A 19,153-nucleotide genomic window follows, 5' to 3' on the forward strand; every position below is an offset into this window, starting at 1 on the left:
TCACTGGGTGCCGCAACCTGAAGATACCACTCACCGCTTGGGCATGAACTCGTGCCGGTGGATGATTTGCATCTGAACGGCATCCTTCCGCGACACCACTAGTCCTATCCCCACGGCCTGCTCCCCACTCCAGCCGATACTCTCGATGCGTAGCGTGCCGCCTTGCAGCGTGAGGAGCGGCGCAGAGGAATGACTCGCTGGTAGGCCGAGGAGTTGGAGTGCCTCTGGCACGGAGGTGATGGGCTGGTCGTCCTTGGTGTGGCGGATGCCATCACGACCGGCACGCCGCTGCACGAGGCGCTCCGCCATGGTGGCATTCGCGCCGGTGATGAGGGCGAGAGCCTCCGCCGCAGCCTCATTCACATCGAGCTGGCCCGAGCCATAGACGGTGAAAAGGCTGCGCCAAGGGGGAAAAGCGGCATCGAGCCGCTCGATGCCCGCCACCATGTTTAGCTCCTCTAGACTGCGAAAGGGACGATTGAAGGGCCGGTTCGGATAGCCAGCTTGTTTATAATCGAGTGCCTCTGCGCTATCGGGGCGGCGCTTCAGGTCATCTGTATCGGCCCAGTCCATCAGTGCGGCCACCAGAGCCTGCGCAGGGGCGGGCTGGAGCCCGAGATTGCGAAAAACTTGCTCCAGCGCGGTGTGACGGCCCTCCTGGACGAGTGCATTGATATTGAGCCTACTCTCCTCGCTGGTCAGGATCGCACGATAGCCCTCTGTCTCACTGACATCTGCTGCGAGGAGTGGATCTTGGACAGTGACGCCGGGATGTGCTGCGATGGTGATGCCACGCTCTGCCATGCGCCGTGCACGGAGCACGGCCACGCGGTCTCCCAGAGCCTCGTCATAGGCCGAGGATGTCATCACCGTAGTCGCCACCGCAAAGGCTAGCAGCGCCACCACTGCCAGCACAATGAGCAGCACCGAGCCGCGCTGCGCAGCCTGGTAGCAGATCATGTGGGGGCATCGTTTCGTCATCACGGGCTGCACCTTCGTCATTTCGCTCCCTTGCGCAACATCCACACTTGCCGTGCTCACAGCCTCCTCATAGAGTCAGTGCAGAAAATACCCCCCCTGCATGATTTTGCTCCAAAAAGCTGCCTTGAAGGCCGGAATCCCCGATCAGGAGACTTATGCCGTCGCTGCCCAGCAGGCACTCACAGGCGGACAATCTTTCGTACGCGAGCTCATCACGAATACTCGGCTCGATGAGCGACTCTTCCTCCACCAGCTGGCCACCGATCTGCGCTGGCCCTTCCTTGAAGCCGTCCAAACCGACCCCACTGTCGCGGCCGAGCTCAAAGGCATGATTCCCGCACGCTTTGCGGTGAAGTATCAGGTCTTGCCTGTTCGCTTTGACTCCCAGCCCGTCGCAGACAGCTCCGCAGCCCCCACACGCAGTCTGGTCATCGCCTGCCACGACCCTTTTGACCTAGTGGCACGCCAGGCTGTCGCACGCCGCGTCAGCATGCCTGTGCGCTGGTGCCTGAGTCCGCAGCAGGAGGTCCTCGCTGGCCTCCAGGCACTCTACGGCGTCGGAGCAGACACCTTCGAGGATCTGATCAAAAGCCGCGAAGGCTCCATCGCCGAAAATGCCGATGAGGCCAATGTCATCGACGACGATAGCCCCGACGCCAGCGTGGTGAAATTCGTCAATCAAATCATCCGCGAAGGCCTCGCCCAGCGTGCCACAGACATCCACGTCGAGCCCCAGCCTGACAGCCTACGCATCCGCTACCGCATCGACGGCATCCTTCATGAAGTGCCTGTGCCGGAGAACATCAAAGCGCTTCAGTCCTCCGTCATCGCACGCATCAAAATCATGTCCAAGCTCGACGTCGCCGAGCGCCGACTCCCCCAAGATGGCCGCATCAATCTAAAAACCGACGGCCAATTCATCGACGTCCGCGTCGCCTGCATCCCCAGCGTCGAAGGCGAGTCGATGAGCCTCCGCCTCCTCGGCCAAGAGCGCTTCACCATCGGCAAGCTCGGCATGGCGGAGGACTACCGTGCCAAAATCGAAATCCTGCTCAAAAAGCCCAACGGCATCGTCCTTGTCACTGGCCCCACCGGCAGCGGCAAGTCCACCACGCTCTACTCCTTCCTCAGTGAGCTCAACAAAGTCGAGCGCCGCATCGTCACCATCGAAGACCCCGTCGAAAACAAGCTCGCAGGCGTCGTCCAGATCGCTGTGAAGCCAGAAATCGGCCTGACCTTTGCCGCAGGCCTCCGCAGCATCCTCCGTGGCGATCCGAACGTCGTCATGATCGGAGAAATGCGTGACCTCGAGACCGCAGAGATCGCCGTGCGTGCCTCCCTCACAGGGCACCTCGTCTTCTCGACCCTGCATACCAATGACAGCATCGGCGGCATCACCCGCCTCATCGAAATGGGCATCGAGCCCTTCCTCGTCGGCACCTCCATCCGCGCCCTCATCGCCCAGCGCCTCGTGCGCTCCCTCTGTGAAAACTGCCGCCGCCCAGCCCGCTATGAAATGGAGGAGCTACGCACTCTGGGCATCGCCGCAGGCCCGCAGGACAAGCTCTACGGCCCTGGACCCGGTGGCTGCAAAAGCTGCAACGGCAGCGGCTACCGTGGCCGCCTCGCCATCTTTGAGATCGTGATCATGTCGCCTGCCATGCAGACACTGGTCAACAAGCGAGCCAGCGAATCCGAGCTCTTTAAGCAATCCCGCGCCGAAGGCTTCGTCACCATGCGTGAGTACGGCTGGCGCAAAGTGCTCGAAGGAGCCACCAGCATCGAAGAAGTCCTCCGCGTCACCAGTGAGGACGCAGAGTGACCCACCGTCACTCCAACCGAACTCGCCCTGCGGTCACGATAAGAGCTTCTCATCAAGATGCTCAGCAAAGGGACGTTTTACCCTTCGGATTCGACACGAATGCCTTCAGAGCCGGAATACTGCCAAAATGGACATCTAGCTTTCGGATTGTCCCTGCCATCAGCGGCCCTTGCACCTCTCTTGCGGGAAGCTACTCTCCCCGCCCCCAATGCCCCGCGTACATATCAAAACCTACGGCTGCCAGATGAACGAGCGCGATACCGAACAGGTGTCGCAGATGTTCGTCGAGCGCGGCTATACCATGACAGCGACCGACACGGACGCCGATGTCGTTTTGATCAATACCTGCTCCGTGCGGGATCAGGCCGAGCAGAAAGCGATGGGCAAGATGGGCATGGTGCGCCGCCGGCGCATCCCGCTCGTCACCGGCTTCATGGGCTGCATGGCGCAGAGCCGTGGCAGCGAGCTGGTGGATAAGGCCAAAGTCGATCTCGTCGTCGGCACGCAGAAGTACCACCGCGTCGTCGATTACGTGGATGAGATCATCCGTAAGAAGGAAGCCGCCCTCATGGACGACGAGCGCTTCTCCATCGTCGATGTCGAGGAGGAAGAGCAGTCGCAGAACACCATCCGCGACCACACGCTCAAAGAAAAACAAGCCAGCGCCTTCGTCAGCATCATGCAGGGCTGCAACATGAAGTGCACCTTCTGCATCGTCCCCTACACTCGCGGCGGCGAGCGTGGCCGTCCCATCGCCGACATCGTGGAGGAGGTGAAACGCCTCGCGGATCGCGGTGTGAAGGAAGTCACGCTGCTCGGCCAGATCGTCAATCTTTACGGCAGGCACGAATTCCCCGCTGTCGATGGCAAAAGCCCCTTCGTGCAGCTTTTGGAGGCCGTGCATGAGGTGCCCGGCATCCAGCGCATCCGCTTCACCAGCCCGCATCCCATCGGCTACAAAAGAGACCTCATCGAAGCCTTCACCTACCTGCCCAAGCTCGCCGAGCACGTCCACCTGCCCGTGCAAAGCGGCAGCGATGCCATCCTGAAGCGCATGCACCGGCCCTACACCGCCGCGAAGTTCACCGAGCTCGTCCAGCGCATCCGCTCCTCACGTCCCGACATCGCCGTGACCACCGATGTCATCGTCGGCTTCCCCGGCGAGACCGAAGAGAACTACCAAGATACCCGTAAACTCTTCGAAGACCTCCGTTTCGACAACGCCTTCGTCTTCCGCTACTCCAAACGCCGCGGCACCCCCGCCGCGGAGATGGAAGACGCCCTTCAAGTGCCTGAGAAGGTCAAAGAAGAGCGCAACCAGGACCTCCTTGGCCTCGTCAACAGCATCGCCCTGCCGATGTATGCCAAACTCATCGGTCAAGAGGTCGAAATCCTCTGCGAAGGCCCCAGCAAGACCAACGATACCCGCCTCACTGGCCGCACCGGCAGCAACCGCATCGTCGTCTTCGACGGCAATCCGTCACGCCACACCGGCGAGATCTTCAATGTGCGCATCACCGAGGCGGGGCACTTCACGCTATTTGGTGATCCAGTGCTGGCGGAGTGATTCGAAGGGACAATGTATAGACCTGAACCCATGAGGTGAAAGTTGAGGTAAAAACACCAACCCAACAGGTTGCTACATGCCCACTCTTTCACTCACCGACGACCGCAAATCCAATGCCCAAGGCGGACTTCACCTCATTGGCAAGCTATTAATCCGGCATCAAGACAGCACATCAAATCAGCCGGTTCTCCCTGCGTGGGAGGTAGCGCTATCAAAGTGCCTGATTAATAATTGAGTGTCAAAGCGGACTGCGACAAGCCTTCCCCTGTGGTCTGACCAAGCGCAGCGACCGTCTAAGCGATGCAGACATCTTCATTGCCCAATTCGGTCTGCTCACTCTAGGACGCACGCACAATAAAGACATCGCGTTGTTTCGCGCAGCCGATTCCACTCAGGACGAGCACTTAGCGCAGTGCCTGAGCCTTGCTCAGGTGACCAGCGAGGCGATCCTGCGTCAACGCATCAAGCTGGTAGACCGACTTTCAAAAAGAATTGTTATAACCAGAGTTTTGGGCGACACATGGATTGGGGAAGTGAAGGCTGATCAATCACAAAACCCTCACTAACATGCGTAAACGCGGAGTGGCTATCATGCCACAGGGCGAGAGCCACCGAAGTGGCAGCCGCTACACTGGGCATCAATCGAACCACCATCTACGATTGGCTTGCCCTTTATCGCAAGGGAGACTGGAGCGCCTTGGATTCGCATAAAGGTGGAGTTTCTCGCATCACCGACGAACTCGTGTGGAATGGCGTCAATAATCACGCGCTTGGCAAACTGCCGCACCACGACAAGCCGACCATGCGCAAGGCCGCCGGGTGCTACCTGCGCTCTCTGCAAAGCAGCCCATCATGTATTCGAGCGCTTTTCCAGAAGCCCGCGGTGCGTTACGCTGCCTAAACTAAGGTCTCTATTAAAACGCTCTCCTTTATAAAACTATTTTTCGTGTTCACGTTTGCGACAAACGATCCATTTCAAAAATTATCGAAGTGAGTCCTCTGATCAAGCGGCGCGGGCCTTTAGGCGGCCTGCTTTGGCCCCGGCTTCGTCTTTTTCCACGTAGCCATCACGCAGGCGGATGATGCGGGTGCAGCGCTCGACCATACGCTCGTCATGGGTGACGAAGACGAGGGTTTTGCCCTGCTGATTAAGTTCATCAAAGAGATCGAGGATTTCTTGGCCTGATTTGCTATCCAGATTCCCCGTGGCCTCATCGGCGAGGATGACGAGCGGGCTGTTGGAGAGAGCACGGGCGATGGCCACGCGCTGCTGTTGGCCGCCTGAGAGCTCTGTGGGCTTATGATGCAAGCGGTGTGCCAGCCCGACCTGGATCGCGAGCCGCTCGGCCGTTTCCAGCATGTCGGAGTCCTTTGCGCCGCCGTAGTACATGGGCACAGAGATGTTTTCCAAAACACTGAGCTGCTGGATGAGGTTGTAGCTCTGGAAGATGAAGCCGAGGTTGCGATTGCGGGCGGCAGAGAGGTCATCGTCATCGAGATGGGCCACATTTTGCCCGCCTAGGAAGTAATCACCGCTGGTCGGCTGATCCAGGCAGCCTAGCACATTGAGCAGTGTGGATTTACCGCAGCCGGAGGGGCCCATGATGCAGACGTACTCGCCGGGGAAGATGTCGATGCTCACTCCCTGGAGCACATGCTGCGTGGTATCGCCCATCTGATATTGCTTTCGGATGTCCGTGAGGCGGATGATGGGCTCTGGGGCAGATTCTGGCATGTGGGGCGGTGGAGTGGGCGATTATTCGTGGCGTAGGGCTTCGACGGGATTCATCATCGCAGCACGGCGTGCAGGGTAGATGCCAAAGGCCACGCCTGTGAGCACGGAGATGGAGAATGCGAGTGCGGGGGACCAGATTTTGATGATGGTCGTCACGCCCGCGAAGTGCTGCACCGCCATGGGGATGCCCAAACCGAGTACGACGCCGAGTACTCCGCCCACACCGGCCAAGAGCACCGTTTCGATGAGGAACTGCACCACGATGTCTACCTGCCGTGCACCGAGGGCGCGGCGGATACCGATCTCGCGTGTGCGCTCGGTCACGCTGGCGAGCATGATGTTCATGATGCCGATGCCGCCGACGAGCAATGAAATGGCGGCGATGCTGCCCAGCACGATGCTGAAGATCTGCTTGGTGCGCTCGGCCTGCTTCAGCAGCTCGACGGGGACGATGATGCGCCAATCCTCCTTTTTGTGATTGGCACGCATGATGTGGCGCACGGCCTCTGCGCGGCTTTCCACCTGATTGACGTCTTCCACGCGGATCACGGCTTCGTGGAACTCGACTTTCTCTGCCTCAAAGCTGCCGGTGCGGTAGCGGAAGACTGTTTCGCCGTATTGATCCATCAAGGTATCCGCCGGGATCATGATCTGCCCTGCGGAGCCACCACCACCATCCACACCCGAAATGGAGGTCTCATCCTGAATGACGCCGACGACATGGTAGTAAAAGCCTTTCACCCGTACCGACTTGCCCACTGGCGCAGAGAGCGGGAAGAGCTGCCGCGCCACCGTGTCATTCAGCACGCATACGGGCACGCGCTCACGCAGCTCTAGCTCGGTAAAAAAGCGACCATGTGTGATGGGGCGGTTACGCATCTCTGGATAGATCGGCAGCACGCCCATGATCTGCCCGTCGATGCTGCGATCCAGGTGCCAGATGTTTTCCGAGACGAAGCGACTGGGAACCACGATGGAGATCCCAGGCACCGTCTGCGTGATCTGTGTCACGTCTTTGCGCGTGATGCCGTATTCGCTGATGAGGCTGCGGCCTTGCGCCGTGCTCCCCTGCCCGTCTGGCGGCTTCACGCTTTGGAGAATGATGTTTTGGCTCCCGAGGCGGCGGATCTGCTCCTGCGCCTCATGGCTGGCCCCTTCACCGATGGCCAGCATCGCCACCACCGATGCCACACCGAAGACGACGCCCAGCGCTGTCAGAAATGAGCGCAGCTTATGCTGCCAGATCGTCTTCAGCCCGAGAGCGAGCGTGCGGCGTAGGTGCTGTGGTGAGGCGAGTAATCGCAGGATCGGGTGACGGGCCAGGAATGTCATTCGCGGGTCGCTGAGGAGGAAAAGTCTATGGCTAGAGCTTGGGGGGCTGTGGTTCGGTTTTGGAGGGGCAGAAAAAACGCCGCGCTACGGCTGGAACTTGCCCTCGAATGCGTGCGCAGCCATGATCGTTGCTGTGAAGTTCTTTTTCATCCCGTGCCTGCTCCTCATCCTCACTGCCTGTGAACGTGCCCCCACCACCACGCCGCAGCATGAGCCGCCACCTGTCATTCTGCCAGAGAGCGTGCGCCAGATCACACCGGCAGAGGCCACACAGCTCATCGCTAGCACGCCCGATCTCATCCTCATCGACGCACGACGCGTCTGGGAGATCCAGGAGCAGGGCCGACTACCGAAAGCTCAGAATATCGACTGGCTCAATGGTGAGGACTACGTCGTGAAAGAGGTCACGAAGCTCGACAAAACAAAGCCATATCTGGTCTTTTGCGCCATCGGAGCCCGATCCAAGCTGGTCCTGGAAAAAATGGTCCCACTGGGCTTTGAGCGCCTTTATTGGCTCAAAGGCGGCCTGAATGCCTGGATCGCCGATGGCCGCGCTGTCGAAAAATGACCTCCAACGGCTCCCCTGCCCTCCAAGTGGACAAAACACGTCCTATGCGCATGGATGATGCTATGACGATCTACCGCACTCTTTGCCTCCTCATGCTCTTCATGCCCCTGGCGTGCAGTTGGAAGACGAAATCGAAACCTGAGGAGAAAAAAGACAATCGCACCGGCCAGGCGCGGCTCATCGGAGTGGTCGATATGGTCAATCCCGAGCAGGGCTACGTGCTCATCAACTGCGAGCAGCGCCCCAATCTGCGCGATGGCACGGAACTCATCGCCTTGGACCATCTGGGCAATAAATCCAAACTCCTCGTCACCCCAGAGCACAAAGGCAACTACATCACCGCCGACATCAAAGAAGGGTCTCCCACTACGGGCTGCCTCGTACTGCAAAAAATCCGTGATTCGGACAAACTGCCCGATACAGCGCCAAAACCCGGCGAAACACCAGCCTCCACATCTAGCAGCTCCGTGGCCCCGATGCCCACGGAGCGGCCACCACCGATCCCAGAGATCATTTTCCCATCGCAGGGCGGCTCCACCGTGCCCACTGCACCACCGCCAGTTCCCTCATCCGGTGATGCCCTGCCTATGCCAATCCCGCTCGATCCACTGCCGCCCGCCATCGAGCCTCCGCCCGCTCCAGACCTCTCCAAACTCCCGCCTGTGATTCGATGATTTCCGAAAGCGAGGCTCTGCAACGCGTGCTCGCGGCTGTCACACCACTGGAAACAGAAAGTGTGGCGTTGGAGCATGCGCTGGATCGTTTTTCCTCCCGTGATCTCATCGCTACGGTGCCGATACCGGCCTTTGATCAGTCTGCGATGGACGGCTACGCCCTACTCGCCGCTGAATCACATGGCACTCAGCTCCGCATCATCGGTGAGCAGCCTGCTGGCCCAGACCGCGCTCTGAGCATTGAGCCCGGCTGCAGCGTCCGCATCTTCACCGGTGCGCCCATCCCCGCTGGCGCAGACGCCGTCATCATGCAGGAGGATGTGCAGCGAGATGCCGATCACATCATTTGCCAAGAGCCCGTCCACACTGGTGAAAACGTGCGACGTGCAGGCGCAGACCTCTGCGCAGGCCAAGTCGTGCTGCGGCGTGGTAGCAGGCTCACACCAGCGCGGCTCGCCCTAGCCGCCTCTCAAGGCCTCGCCCAGCTCGAAGTAAACCGTAAGCCGCGTGTGGCCATCCTGAGCACCGGCGATGAACTCATTGCCCCTGGCAGCGGTTCTTTGGCCCCAGGACAGATTTACAACACCAATGCCACGATGCTGCGCGGCCTCCTGCAACGTCACGGCATCACTCAAATCACCACGGAGCACTGCGCAGACGATTTGGATACCACCACCAGCACCCTGGGACGCCTCATCGCAGAAAATGATGTCGTGCTGCTCAGTGGAGGCGTGAGCGTGGGCGATCACGATCATGTCAAACCCGCGCTCACTCGCCTAGGCATGCCGCCACAGCTCTGGCGAGTGCGGGTGCGGCCAGGGAAGCCCTTTCTGCATGCCTATCGTGGCAGTCATCACATCCTGGGCCTGCCAGGCAATCCCGTCTCTGCCTATGTGACCTTCCAGCTTTTCGCACGCCCCGTTTTGATGCGGCTCATGGGTGCATCGGATGAAGCGCTCGCTCCGCGCATGCTGCGCATGCCTGTGATGAGCCCCTTCAGTAACGAGGGAGACCGCCCGCATTATTTACGCGGCAGCATCAGCTCCGCAGGCTTTCAGCGCAGCGGCCTGCAAGAAAGCCACGCCCTCCACGCCCTCGCCCACTCCGACGCCCTCCTCCGTCTCGAACCCGGCGAGTCCCTGAATCCCAGCGAGCTCGGGCAAGTGTGGATGATGGAGTGATGGAAAAGCTACTCCAACTGGAGCTTCGCCAGTGAGCTATACAGGCCGTCTTTTTTGCCGACGAGTTCATCGTGCGTGCCGCGCTCTAGGATGGCTCCGCCGGACATGACGAGGATCTGGTCGCAGCGGCGGACGGTGCTGAGGCGGTGGGCGATGATGATGCTGGTGCGGTTTTCCATGAGCTTGTCGAGGGCGTCTTGGACGAGGCGCTCGCTTTCGGCGTCGAGGCTGCTGGTGGCTTCATCGAGGATCAAAATGGCCGGATCAGCGAGGATGGCGCGTGCGATGGCGATGCGCTGACGCTGGCCGCCACTGAGCTGGGTGCCGCGGTCGCCGACGATGGTAGCGTAGCCTTCAGGGAGCTGGGCGATGAAGTCGTGGGCGTTGGCTTTTTTCGCGGCGGCGATGACTTCGTCCTGCGTAGCTTCGGGTTTGCCATAGGCGATGTTTTCCTGGATGCTGCCGCCAAAGAGCAGCACCTCCTGTGGCACGAGGGCGAGGTTTCGCCGCAGGGTGGTGAGCGACATGTCGCGAATGGGCTGGCCGTCGATGCGGATTTCTCCCTCCGTGGGATTGTAGAAGCGGAAGAGCAGCGAGATACTGGTGGATTTGCCGCTGCCGCTGGGGCCGACGAGGGCGATGCGCTGCCCGGCTTTGGCGTGGAGGTCAAAATCACGCAGCACGGTGACGTCTGGCCGTGTGGGATAGACGAAGCGGATGCCCTGCATGTCGATTTCGCCTTTGAAGCGGTGTGCGGGCTTGGTATCGGCCTCTACGGGCTCGGTTTCATCGTGGAGGAGCTCGCGCACGCGCTCTGTGGCACCGAGGGCACGCTGGAGCTGGGTGATGAGCTCGGGGAACTGCATGAAGGAGGCGGCGATCATGCCGCTGAGGCCGGCGAACTGGGTGAGCTCGTCGCGGTCGATCTCGCCCCGGTCGAGCATGCGCATGGCGAACCACGTGACGAGGATGAGGGCGACGCTGAAGGCGAAGATGATGAAGGCGATGAAGCTGGCACGCGGCGCGGCGGCGCGGATGACGGTGCGGAGGTATTCGCCGAGGTTTTTGTCGTAGCGGGCGATCTCGTGGGCCTCATTGCGGAAGGCTTTGACGCTGACGATGCTTTGCAGTGACTCTTCGACGACGACCTGCGTGGCAGCGAGATTGTCCTGGGCTTTGCGCGTGAGCTTGCGGATGCGGGCACCAAAGATGGCGATGAGCACGATGACGACCGGGATGGTGCCGACCATGAAGAGCGAAAGCTTCACGCTCATTTTCAAAATGAAGACGAGGCAGATGGTGAGCATGACCGTGTGCCGGATGAGCATGGGGATGGTGACGACGAGAGTCTCCCTCATGGCCTCCACGTCATTGGCGAGGCGGGAAGCCAGCTCCCCGACACGGCGTGCATTCAGCGTGCCCATCGGCAGGCGGATGATCTTGCCAAAGGTGTCGAGCCGCAGCGCCGCGAGGGCTCGCTCGGAGGCTTTGGCGAATAAAAGAATGCGCCAGAAGGCAATGAAGGCCTGCACGGCGACGAGACCGACGAGGAAGTAGCAGGTTTCGGTCAGCGTGGTCATCCACTCCGGTCCGGTGGCACCACCGAGGCCTTTTCCGGCCAATGCGGCAAGTTCTTTGATGAAGAGCACGGTCAGCCCACCGGTAATCGCGAGGGCGATGAGTGCGGGGATGAAGACATTGAAGTGCGGACGCAGGTAATGCAGGAAAAAGCCTGCGTCACGCCAGGCGGAGCTGTCCCAGAGTTTTTTGCTGGCGCGGTCGGAGGCGGGCGTGGGGCGTTTGGGCATGGGGGAGAAGCGAAGGGCTAAGAGCGGAGAGCGAAGTGTGGATGCAGCTCAGCCATCAGCAAGGGAAGCTCGTGGGCCTGCTCGATTGACGATTGAAGAACATTCGATTGTTGGTTGTTGAGGGAATGATCCTCACTCAACCCGCACGGTGGCCCTCAGGGTGGGTTTGTCAGTGAGCTCTAGGACGGCTAGGGATTCGGCGTCGTCGGGATGGCGATGGGAGGCGGTGAGGAAAAGGCTGCGACCAGCGGCTTGGAGGCGGAAGTTCACACCGAGTTGGCTGTTGCCATTGCCCATCGCCCATTCGTGATCGTAGAGGTAGGCACGAGGGAGGGCGATGGTGAGGGTGCGCTTGCGATCGGGGGTGCTGGCGAGCTTGGCTGTGATGTCTTTGGTGTCGTAGTTGGCGGCGTAGCCTGTGCCAAAGGCCCACACAGCAATTTTTTCGATCTGGGCTAGACCGTCACCTGCTTTGCCATGGAGATGGATGGCAGCGGTGGCTCCTGGGGTTAGCCGCTGGCCGTAACGACGTGCGTCGATGTTGATGAATGCATCGTAGGCATGTCCGGTGTCGCGGTCATCGCTCAGTTCGAGACCGGTTAGATCACAAATGAGGAACAGCTTTTGCCCATCCGCATCGAATTGGAGCGTTGCAGCGCTAGATTGGCCATCAGCGGCACTGAGGGGCACTTTTTGCTTCAGACCGATGTTGCGTAAAATTTCGAGGTGGCGGCTAAAAACGTGTTTTTGGCCTTCGATGTCGATTTGGAGGCCTAGAGGCACTTTTTGACGAAATGGCGTCTCTTTGCTGATGGCGAGATCGAGCTTCACTGCGGGGGAATCGGCTGCTCCAGGGTCGAGTGAGAGGCTACCACTGCTTTTTTGCCCGAGGCAGGTGAGCTCCCATGCTGCATTGATTTTTTCAGCACGACTGTTGGTGATTTGCAGGCCGGGGGTGAAGGCTCCTTCATGATTAAAACTGGTCGGTGAAGTCCAGGAGACGCCAGGCGTGGGCTGAGGCAGTGTGACATCATGGATGCGTGCTTTTCCGTCTGATGTGATGAGCAAAGGCAATCGGAGCGGGCCATCTGCGGATGAAGCTGAAGCTGTGTCTGTGTGGACATAGGTGATGGGCAGTGTCTGGCTTTTGCCCGCAGGCACGTCCACTTCTGGACTGACCTCGCGTGGCAACCAGTCTGAGGTGACAAGGGGTAGCACAGTGAGGTGTAGTGGGGTGCTCGCGGTGCTGCTGAGCTCCAAATTGACGGCGAGTTTGTCAGGCGCAGTGGTTTTGCTACCGAGACTGCGGATGCTCCACAGAGCTGGTGGCGGACCATCGAGCACATCCTGGAAGAGGATCTCCCCGAGTGAGGTGTGTAGAGCATTGTCTGCTACGCTGAGGGTGCCGACAGGTTCTACACTGAGGCGGGACTGGTAGTGCCGCACGAGCACGGGGAAGCTCTGCGTGGCGGTTTGCAGTGCAGGAGGTGGCGCGATGAGGCGGGTGAGATCTCCTAGATCCGAGAAGAGTACTTTTTCTGTGAGGCAGAGATCATGCAGCAGGCTGCTGACTCCGCGTGTGCGAGCTAGTGTGGCTTCGGCTGGATCGGCCGCCTGGAGCATCGGTCCGGCGACGATCACTTCGATGCCGTGCTTTTTCGCGAGGGCGAAGACGTCACGTAATCCGCTTTCGACACTGGCGAGCGGTGTGCCGCTCCATCCATCCTCCATACCGAGGGCGATGAGCACTAGATCCGGTGTGGCTTGGAGGCCTTCACTCATGAGCGCAGCCTCTGCCTGCACCATGCTGCTGGCGAGCACGGGCTGCATGATGATTTCCGGACCGATGACTGGCTGGTCTTTGGCCTGGAGGCCTGCGCTGGGCCGGATGAGCCTGACGCCGCCCGTATAGTAGAATTTAGCCGCTAGCAGCCGTGCGAATTCACAGGGGAAACTCTGGAGCAAGGGGTCTGCGACGGATTGAGCTCCCTGGAGGCTCCTATCCCCCAAAACAACGCAGTGGACTCGCTGACGACGACTGAGCTTGAGGTAGGTGCGCGGCAGATACTGCTGGAGCCGCTCACGCTGCGCCTCGGAGAGCTGATAATAATGCTGCGGGGAGATGGATGCCGAAGGGAGCTCTTTTTCTGCATTTAGCGCCGCTGACTGGAGGACGGCGAGTGGCGGCTTGGCCGTATCCGCACCGGTTTTATCCACCGCTGTCTGCGCTGAGGCGGTGGCGGCAGAGAATAATGCTAACAGTGTGCGGATGCGGGAGGAAACCATGCGCAGCTTATGTGCCGAGCACCAGAGTCATTTCCAGTGCGAAATACGTGCGGGAATGGAGACTCCTGGCCTATGGCTGGCGATCACTCCCACACTAGGGATGCCGCGTTTTGCTCACAGCAAAGGTTTGCGGCCTATGATTTGGGTGCTGGAGTCGCAGTGGAGGGGCTCGGAGATGGTGCCGTGGGCGCAGGAGGTGGCGTGATCTTTGGAGCTTCGATTTTTGGGGCAGATGGCGTAGGCGTAGGAGCAGGTTTAGGAGTCGTCTTTGGTGCCTCAGTTTTGGGTGCGACACGATTGGTAGCGGTGGCGCTCGATTGTTGGCTTGCAGGCACCTTGAAGAGCTTGCCGCTATACGGACATTTCACAGTCTGCCCGGCGGACATGCCTGCTACATCGACGAGCTGGGATTTTTGTGCATAAGGGCTATTCACCATGTTGGGACGACCAGCGACAGGTGAACCATAGGGGAGGTCTTTGTTCGATGGTGTGTAGTCCGCTGGCTTTTTATTGGCGGGTGGTGTGCTGTTGTTGATTCCGCGTGTGGCACTGCTTGAAGGCGGGGTGGATGGGGTGTTGTCCACGATTTCATGCCGGGGCTCACGCACAGGTTTGCTCGATTGTGAGCGAGAGGGGCTGCGGCGAGCTACTTTGGATGACCCGTGGCTTTTGGGCTTTGTAGGCCCTACTTTTGTCGAGCGATGTGAGGAAGAAGAAGAGGCTGTGTTTTCAAGGTAACGTGTATTGGCTACCGGAAGAGGACGTGGCCGATAAACGAGACCGCTAGGCATAGCGTAAGCTCCATTGCCAATAGGGCGCATCTTTGTGGAGAGAGCCCCACTTCCATGCGGGTAGAGTGGGCCAGAGAAACTACGCTGCGCCATTTGGGAGCGAGAGGTCGTGAAGGGCTGCCTTCCGGTGGAATAGGCCCAATAATTAAAAAGACCGTCACGCTGAATGAGATCCCACGCCTGACGTGGTGGCATCGTGCATGAGGAAAGACAAAGAAGGGAGGCCGAGAGTGCGAGGCACCATGTCAATGAAGCGGGATGGCGGGAGGAGTTCTTCATAAGCAGAAGTGATGAGTAGGAGTTGCGAGCACGACAGCTTTTGTATCGTTGTATCACCATGCTGGCAGTTGGCTCCTGATTATTCAAGACAGGAGACAAACGAATGACATCACTCACTCGCAATTCACATAGACACCATAATCATTGTGCCGAGTGAAGAAAGAATTCTTAACCTTACAAATCAATGAAGCGTCTTTTGGAGTGCCTGCTTGGCTCGCGAATTTATAAATAAAAAAGGCCACTCCATTGCTGGCGTGGCCTTCCTCGTTTTTAAGGGACCAAGAACAAGAAGATAGGCGTCTCTACTTGGATCGCTCCGCACCTGCATCGCGGATTTTTGCAGCGAGCTGATCTACTTTCCGGCGAAAATCTGTGGAGGTATTGATCTGATTGGTGATGACTTTGCAGGCATGGATAACTGTGCCGTGGTCGCGACCGCCGAACTCCTCACCGATCTGGATGAGAGGCAGCTTCGTCAGGGTGCGGACGAGATACATGGCTACCTGACGACCCTCGGCGATATTTTTCGGCCTACGTGGTCCAGTGAGGTCACTGACGCGTAGATCGTAATGCGTAGCGACGATGCGCTGCACTTTGTCCACCGTGATCTGACGAGCCTGATCGTCCTCAATGACATCGTGGAGTAACACGGCTAAGGCGGTCTCCGTGGGGACGGGGCCTTCGAGCGAGACGTGGGCAGCGACGCGCATCATCGCACCTTCGAGCTTGCGCACGTTGGAGCGGATTCGCTGAGCGATGAAGTCGAGCACCCAGCTATCGAGTGCGACATTGAAGTCTGCCATCTTGCGCCGCAGGATGGCGATCCGAGTTTCAAAATCTGGCACCTGGATCTGAGTCGTGAGTCCCCACTCGAAGCGGGAGACGAGGCGACTTTCGAGATTCTTGATTTCACTCGGTGGCCGGTCACTGGCCAGCACGATCTGCCGGGCATTGTTGAAGAGCTCGTTGAACGTGTGGAAGAACTCTTCCTGGGTGCTGTCCTTACCTTCAAAGAATTGCACGTCGTCGATGAGCAGGACATCTACTTTGCGATACTTCGCACGGAATTGCGTGAAGGTCTGCTTCTTGATCGCCTCGACGAACTCATTGGTGAACTGCTCACTGGTCACATAGCGCACGATGGCGTTGCGCTTTCTGGCCAAGACCTCTTGACCGATAGCTTGGAGCAGATGCGTCTTGCCTAGCCCCGTAGAACCATGAAAAAAGAGTGGGTTGTATATGCGACCCGGCTTTTCTGCGACGGCTCGTGCCACAGCGACAGAGTAGCCCGTATTCGTGCCGGCCACGAAGCTATCAAAATTAAACTTCGCGTTAAGACCAGCCTCACCAAAGCTACGGATCGGCGCGGGCTCTGCATTCGCGACGCGGGCTGCTTTTAATTGTATCGCGGGAGCAGGCGTGAGCACATGGGCACCCGTAACAGGCTCCGTAGCGACATGGAATTCGATCGTGGCAGGCTCACCAGTGACTTGCGCTACGGCATCAGAGACGACTCCGAGGTAGTTACTCTCGATCCAGAGTTGATGGATCGGATTGGGCACGGTGATGATGAAGCGCCCACCATCCGCTGTGTGTGCAGAGGCACCGCTGAAACAGCGCTGATAGTTATCTGCTCCGAGCCTCTGCAACAGCACCTCACTCACGCTATCCCACAAAGTGGGTGTCAGCGTAAAGAGATCATGCTGACCTGGTTTAGTTTGCGGGGTGTCGGAAGTGTTGTGACCATCTTCATTCTTGGGCTCCATGTGGTTGGTATTCTACAGCGGTCGTTGAGTTGAGAGGGGATTGAGGGAGGAAAGGGATTTCGCTCGAGAGTGTGAGCCAGTTTCAAAAGGCCACCCGAAGATGTTTTTAAAACTGGGCGCTTTGTATGACGAATTCGTTTCCAAGCACAACCTTTTCCGCGCTTATTTTTTGAAAAAAACTTCTGATCGAATGAAATTTCTCAACCATTTTTGCGAGTCACTGCGAAGGCTATTGTCAGCATAAGTGCGTATAAGCAGTGAACAGCCAACTCAGGATTGCGAATATCAGGACCTTCACTCGGTCGATCTTCACCCTTTGGCTCCGTGGAGATGAATCATGCTTTTTTCCCCAGGGCTCAATTCAGGGTTGATTCCTTGCTGCCTTTTCCGCTTACTTATCGTTAATCTGCTTTCACACGGCGTTTCACTGCGCCGGATGGACCCACACGCTCATGATTTCTCCATCTGCACGACTCCAATTTTCGCTCCGGTTAGTTTTAGCACGCAGTTTACTCTGTGCGCTGTGTCTGTGTTGTAGTGCCTTGCATGCTTTTGATACGGTGATCCTCGATCCAGGTCATGGAGCTCATGACCGAGGTGCCGCCATCGGTTATGTCTATGAGAAGCACCTCGCACTCGATACGGCGCGGCGTGTGGAGCAGCTACTCAAGAAAGAAGGCATCAAAGTCATCATGACACGCAACCGTGATGTATTCATCCCACTACAAGGCCGCTCCGCCACGGGTAATAGTAAGAGCAATTCCATCTTCGTGAGCATTCATTACAACTACAATCGTGGAGGCAGTGGTAGCGGGGCGGAGACGTATTACCATTTTTCCAGCAGCTACACGCTGGCGGCCTACATACAGGCCTATCTGGTCCAGCGCACGCGTATGACGAACCGTGGCGTGAAAAGCGCCAGCTATCATGTCATCCGTGAAACGACGCGAAATCCCGCTGTCCTCGTCGAATGCGGGTTCGTGAGCAATCCCACAGAGCGTGCACGCATGCTCACCGGAGAATTCCGCGCACGCATCGCTGAGGGCATCGCACAAGGCATCGTCGCCTATCGCAAGGCAGATTAAAGAGAGCGTACTCTCTGCATCATGCTTTCACGGCAGCGACGATCTTCTCTGCTGCATCTGTGAGATCAGCGGCACTGGTAATCTTCAGACCACTGGCGGCCAGAGTAGCCTTTCCGGCTTCGACGTTGTTGCCTTCGAGGCGGACCACGAGTGGGATGCCCAATGAGACCTCTTGTGCAGCGGCGATGATGCCCGTGGCGATGATGTTGCAGTCCATGATGCCGCCAAAGATGTTCACGAGGATGCCTTTGACGTTCGGATCGCCGAGGATGATTTTGAAGGCAGCAGTGACCTGCTCCTTGGTAGCACCACCACCCACATCGAGGAAGTTCGCGGGCTCACCGCCGTGGAATTTGATGATGTCCATGGTGCTCATGGCGAGGCCTGCACCATTGACGAGACAGGCGATGTTGCCATCGAGACCGATGTAATTGAGGCCGTACTCGCTGGCGGCGACTTCGCGGGGATCTTCCTCGGTTTTGTCACGCATTTCGGTGACTTCTTTCTGCCGATAGAGGGCGTTGTCGTCGAAATTAAACTTCGCATCCAGAGCCACGACCTGATTATCGGTGGTGATCGCGAGGGGATTGATCTCGACGAGGGAGCAGTCGCTCTTCAGATAGAGATTCCACATGGCGGTAAAGAGTTTGACCGCCTGATTCATCAAAGCACCACGCAAGCCGAGTGAGGCAGCGATTTTACGGCATTGATAGCTCTGGAGACCGAGTGTGGGGTGGATGAACTCTTTGAAAATTTTTTCGGGAGTCTTTTCGGCCACTTCTTCGATATTCATGCCGCCTTCGGTCGAGGCGATGATGGCGTGCCCGCTGCTGCCACGGTCAAAAAGAATGGCAAAGTAGTATTCCTTCGAGATGTCGACCGCTTTGGCGATGAGCACCTTGCTGACGAGCTTGCCCTCTGGGCCGGTCTGGTGGGTGACGAGCGTCTGGCCGAGCATCTTGCCGGCGATGTCCTGAGCCTGCTCTGCGGAGTCCACGACGTGTACACCGCCTTTGAAGCCATTTTTGAAGGTTCCTTTGCCGCGGCCACCTGCATGCACCTGGGCCTTCACGACGAGTCCTGGGCCACCGATGTCTCTCGCTGCCTTACCAGCCTCTTCCGCTGTGCTGGCGACAATGCCTTTGGGCGTTGCGACGCCGAATTTTTCAAACAACTGCTTGGCTTGGTATTCGTGGATGTTCATGCGTATGGGACTGGGAAAAGGAGCCGCGACAGTAGGATCGGCCTCCCCAGCGTCAAGGCGCATTCCCAAGAGAA

The 19,153-nt window shown here is 58.5% G+C and carries 15 protein-coding genes; 7 read left to right on the top strand and 8 right to left on the bottom strand.

The features are described 5' to 3' along the window. Positions 1-30 precede the first annotated feature (30 nt). On the bottom strand, positions 31-960 hold the full coding sequence (locus IPK32_02985) for a general secretion pathway protein GspK (GenBank protein ID MBK8090978.1): 930 nt from the start codon (positions 958-960) through the stop codon (positions 31-33). A 121-nt stretch (positions 961-1,081) separates the two neighbouring features. On the opposite strand from IPK32_02985, the gene IPK32_02990 reads away from it, so the two are divergent. The 3 genes from IPK32_02990 (at position 1,082) to IPK32_03000 (ending at position 5,271) form a co-directional block, all read left to right on the top strand. Further along, a complete protein-coding gene (locus tag IPK32_02990) occupies positions 1,082-2,803 on the top strand; it encodes a type II/IV secretion system protein (GenBank protein MBK8090979.1) in 1,722 nt (573 codons plus the stop codon). Positions 2,804-3,011: 208 nt separating this feature from the next. Next, positions 3,012-4,370 (top strand): tRNA (N6-isopentenyl adenosine(37)-C2)-methylthiotransferase MiaB, encoded by a 1,359-nt coding sequence (gene miaB / locus IPK32_02995; GenBank protein ID MBK8090980.1) that lies wholly within the window; start codon positions 3,012-3,014, stop codon positions 4,368-4,370. 616 nt (positions 4,371-4,986) lie between these two features. Beyond that, the gene (locus IPK32_03000; protein MBK8090981.1) at positions 4,987-5,271 is read left to right on the top strand and encodes a helix-turn-helix domain-containing protein; all 285 of its coding nucleotides are present in this window, start codon (positions 4,987-4,989) and stop codon (positions 5,269-5,271) included. Positions 5,272-5,373: 102 nt separating this feature from the next. On the opposite strand, the gene IPK32_03005 is transcribed toward IPK32_03000, so the two are convergent. Next, positions 5,374-6,081: an ABC transporter ATP-binding protein gene (locus IPK32_03005; GenBank protein MBK8090982.1), complete on the bottom strand. Its 708-nt coding sequence runs from the start codon at positions 6,079-6,081 to the stop codon at positions 5,374-5,376. Between the two features lie 45 nt (positions 6,082-6,126). Continuing rightward, positions 6,127-7,437: an ABC transporter permease gene (locus tag IPK32_03010; protein ID MBK8090983.1), complete on the bottom strand. Its 1,311-nt coding sequence runs from the start codon at positions 7,435-7,437 to the stop codon at positions 6,127-6,129. A gap of 133 nt (positions 7,438-7,570) precedes the next feature. On the opposite strand from IPK32_03010, the gene IPK32_03015 reads away from it, so the two are divergent. The 3 genes from IPK32_03015 to IPK32_03025 are packed head-to-tail and all read left to right on the top strand — an operon-like array spanning position 7,571 to position 9,860. Further along, positions 7,571-8,005 carry a rhodanese-like domain-containing protein gene (locus IPK32_03015; protein ID MBK8090984.1) on the top strand — a complete coding sequence of 145 codons (435 nt, stop codon included), beginning with the start codon at positions 7,571-7,573 and terminating at the stop codon, positions 8,003-8,005. Then, positions 8,002-8,679 carry a hypothetical protein gene (locus IPK32_03020; GenBank protein MBK8090985.1) on the top strand — a complete coding sequence of 226 codons (678 nt, stop codon included), beginning with the start codon at positions 8,002-8,004 and terminating at the stop codon, positions 8,677-8,679. The genes IPK32_03015 and IPK32_03020 overlap by 4 nt, the downstream gene beginning before the upstream one ends. Then, a complete protein-coding gene (locus tag IPK32_03025) occupies positions 8,676-9,860 on the top strand; it encodes a molybdopterin molybdotransferase MoeA (GenBank protein MBK8090986.1) in 1,185 nt (394 codons plus the stop codon). Before IPK32_03020 ends, IPK32_03025 begins: the two co-directional genes overlap by 4 nt. A gap of 8 nt (positions 9,861-9,868) precedes the next feature. On the opposite strand, the gene IPK32_03030 is transcribed toward IPK32_03025, so the two are convergent. From IPK32_03030 to dnaA, 4 genes are all read right to left on the bottom strand, one after another. Beyond that, complete coding sequence (locus tag IPK32_03030) at positions 9,869-11,668, bottom strand: ATP-binding cassette domain-containing protein (GenBank protein MBK8090987.1); 1,800 nt, start codon at positions 11,666-11,668, stop codon at positions 9,869-9,871. Positions 11,669-11,800: 132 nt separating this feature from the next. After that, positions 11,801-13,954: a hypothetical protein gene (locus tag IPK32_03035; GenBank protein MBK8090988.1), complete on the bottom strand. Its 2,154-nt coding sequence runs from the start codon at positions 13,952-13,954 to the stop codon at positions 11,801-11,803. 134 nt (positions 13,955-14,088) lie between these two features. Further along, complete coding sequence (locus IPK32_03040; GenBank protein ID MBK8090989.1) at positions 14,089-14,562, bottom strand: hypothetical protein; 474 nt, start codon at positions 14,560-14,562, stop codon at positions 14,089-14,091. 764 nt (positions 14,563-15,326) lie between these two features. Beyond that, entirely contained in the window at positions 15,327-16,790 is a 1,464-nt protein-coding gene (gene dnaA / locus IPK32_03045) for a chromosomal replication initiator protein DnaA (protein MBK8090990.1), read from the bottom strand. A gap of 542 nt (positions 16,791-17,332) precedes the next feature. On the opposite strand from dnaA, the gene IPK32_03050 reads away from it, so the two are divergent. After that, positions 17,333-17,875 (top strand): N-acetylmuramoyl-L-alanine amidase, encoded by a 543-nt coding sequence (locus IPK32_03050; protein MBK8090991.1) that lies wholly within the window; start codon positions 17,333-17,335, stop codon positions 17,873-17,875. 19 nt (positions 17,876-17,894) lie between these two features. On the opposite strand, the gene sucC is transcribed toward IPK32_03050, so the two are convergent. Continuing rightward, complete coding sequence (gene sucC, locus IPK32_03055) at positions 17,895-19,079, bottom strand: ADP-forming succinate--CoA ligase subunit beta (GenBank protein MBK8090992.1); 1,185 nt, start codon at positions 19,077-19,079, stop codon at positions 17,895-17,897. Between the last annotated feature and the right edge of the window lie 74 nt (positions 19,080-19,153).

The sequence above is a fragment of the Verrucomicrobiaceae bacterium genome, from assembly GCA_016713035.1.
In the GTDB taxonomy this organism is placed as follows: Bacteria; Verrucomicrobiota; Verrucomicrobiia; order Verrucomicrobiales; family Verrucomicrobiaceae; genus Prosthecobacter.

Excerpts from the sequence above, each read along its gene's own strand:
- dnaA (MBK8090990.1), bottom strand. The coding sequence starts at position 16,790 with ATGGAGCCCAAGAATGAAGATGGTCACAACACTTCCGACACCCCGCAA.
- IPK32_03035 (MBK8090988.1), bottom strand. The coding sequence starts at position 13,954 with ATGGTTTCCTCCCGCATCCGCACACTGTTAGCATTATTCTCTGCCGCC.
- IPK32_03030 (MBK8090987.1), bottom strand. The coding sequence starts at position 11,668 with ATGCCCAAACGCCCCACGCCCGCCTCCGACCGCGCCAGCAAAAAACTC.
- miaB (MBK8090980.1), top strand. The coding sequence starts at position 3,012 with ATGCCCCGCGTACATATCAAAACCTACGGCTGCCAGATGAACGAGCGC.
- IPK32_03010 (MBK8090983.1), bottom strand. The coding sequence starts at position 7,437 with ATGACATTCCTGGCCCGTCACCCGATCCTGCGATTACTCGCCTCACCA.
- IPK32_03025 (MBK8090986.1), top strand. The coding sequence starts at position 8,676 with ATGATTTCCGAAAGCGAGGCTCTGCAACGCGTGCTCGCGGCTGTCACA.
- IPK32_03020 (MBK8090985.1), top strand. The coding sequence starts at position 8,002 with ATGACCTCCAACGGCTCCCCTGCCCTCCAAGTGGACAAAACACGTCCT.
- IPK32_02985 (MBK8090978.1), bottom strand. The coding sequence starts at position 960 with ATGATCTGCTACCAGGCTGCGCAGCGCGGCTCGGTGCTGCTCATTGTG.
- IPK32_02990 (MBK8090979.1), top strand. The coding sequence starts at position 1,082 with ATGATTTTGCTCCAAAAAGCTGCCTTGAAGGCCGGAATCCCCGATCAG.
- sucC (MBK8090992.1), bottom strand. The coding sequence starts at position 19,079 with ATGAACATCCACGAATACCAAGCCAAGCAGTTGTTTGAAAAATTCGGC.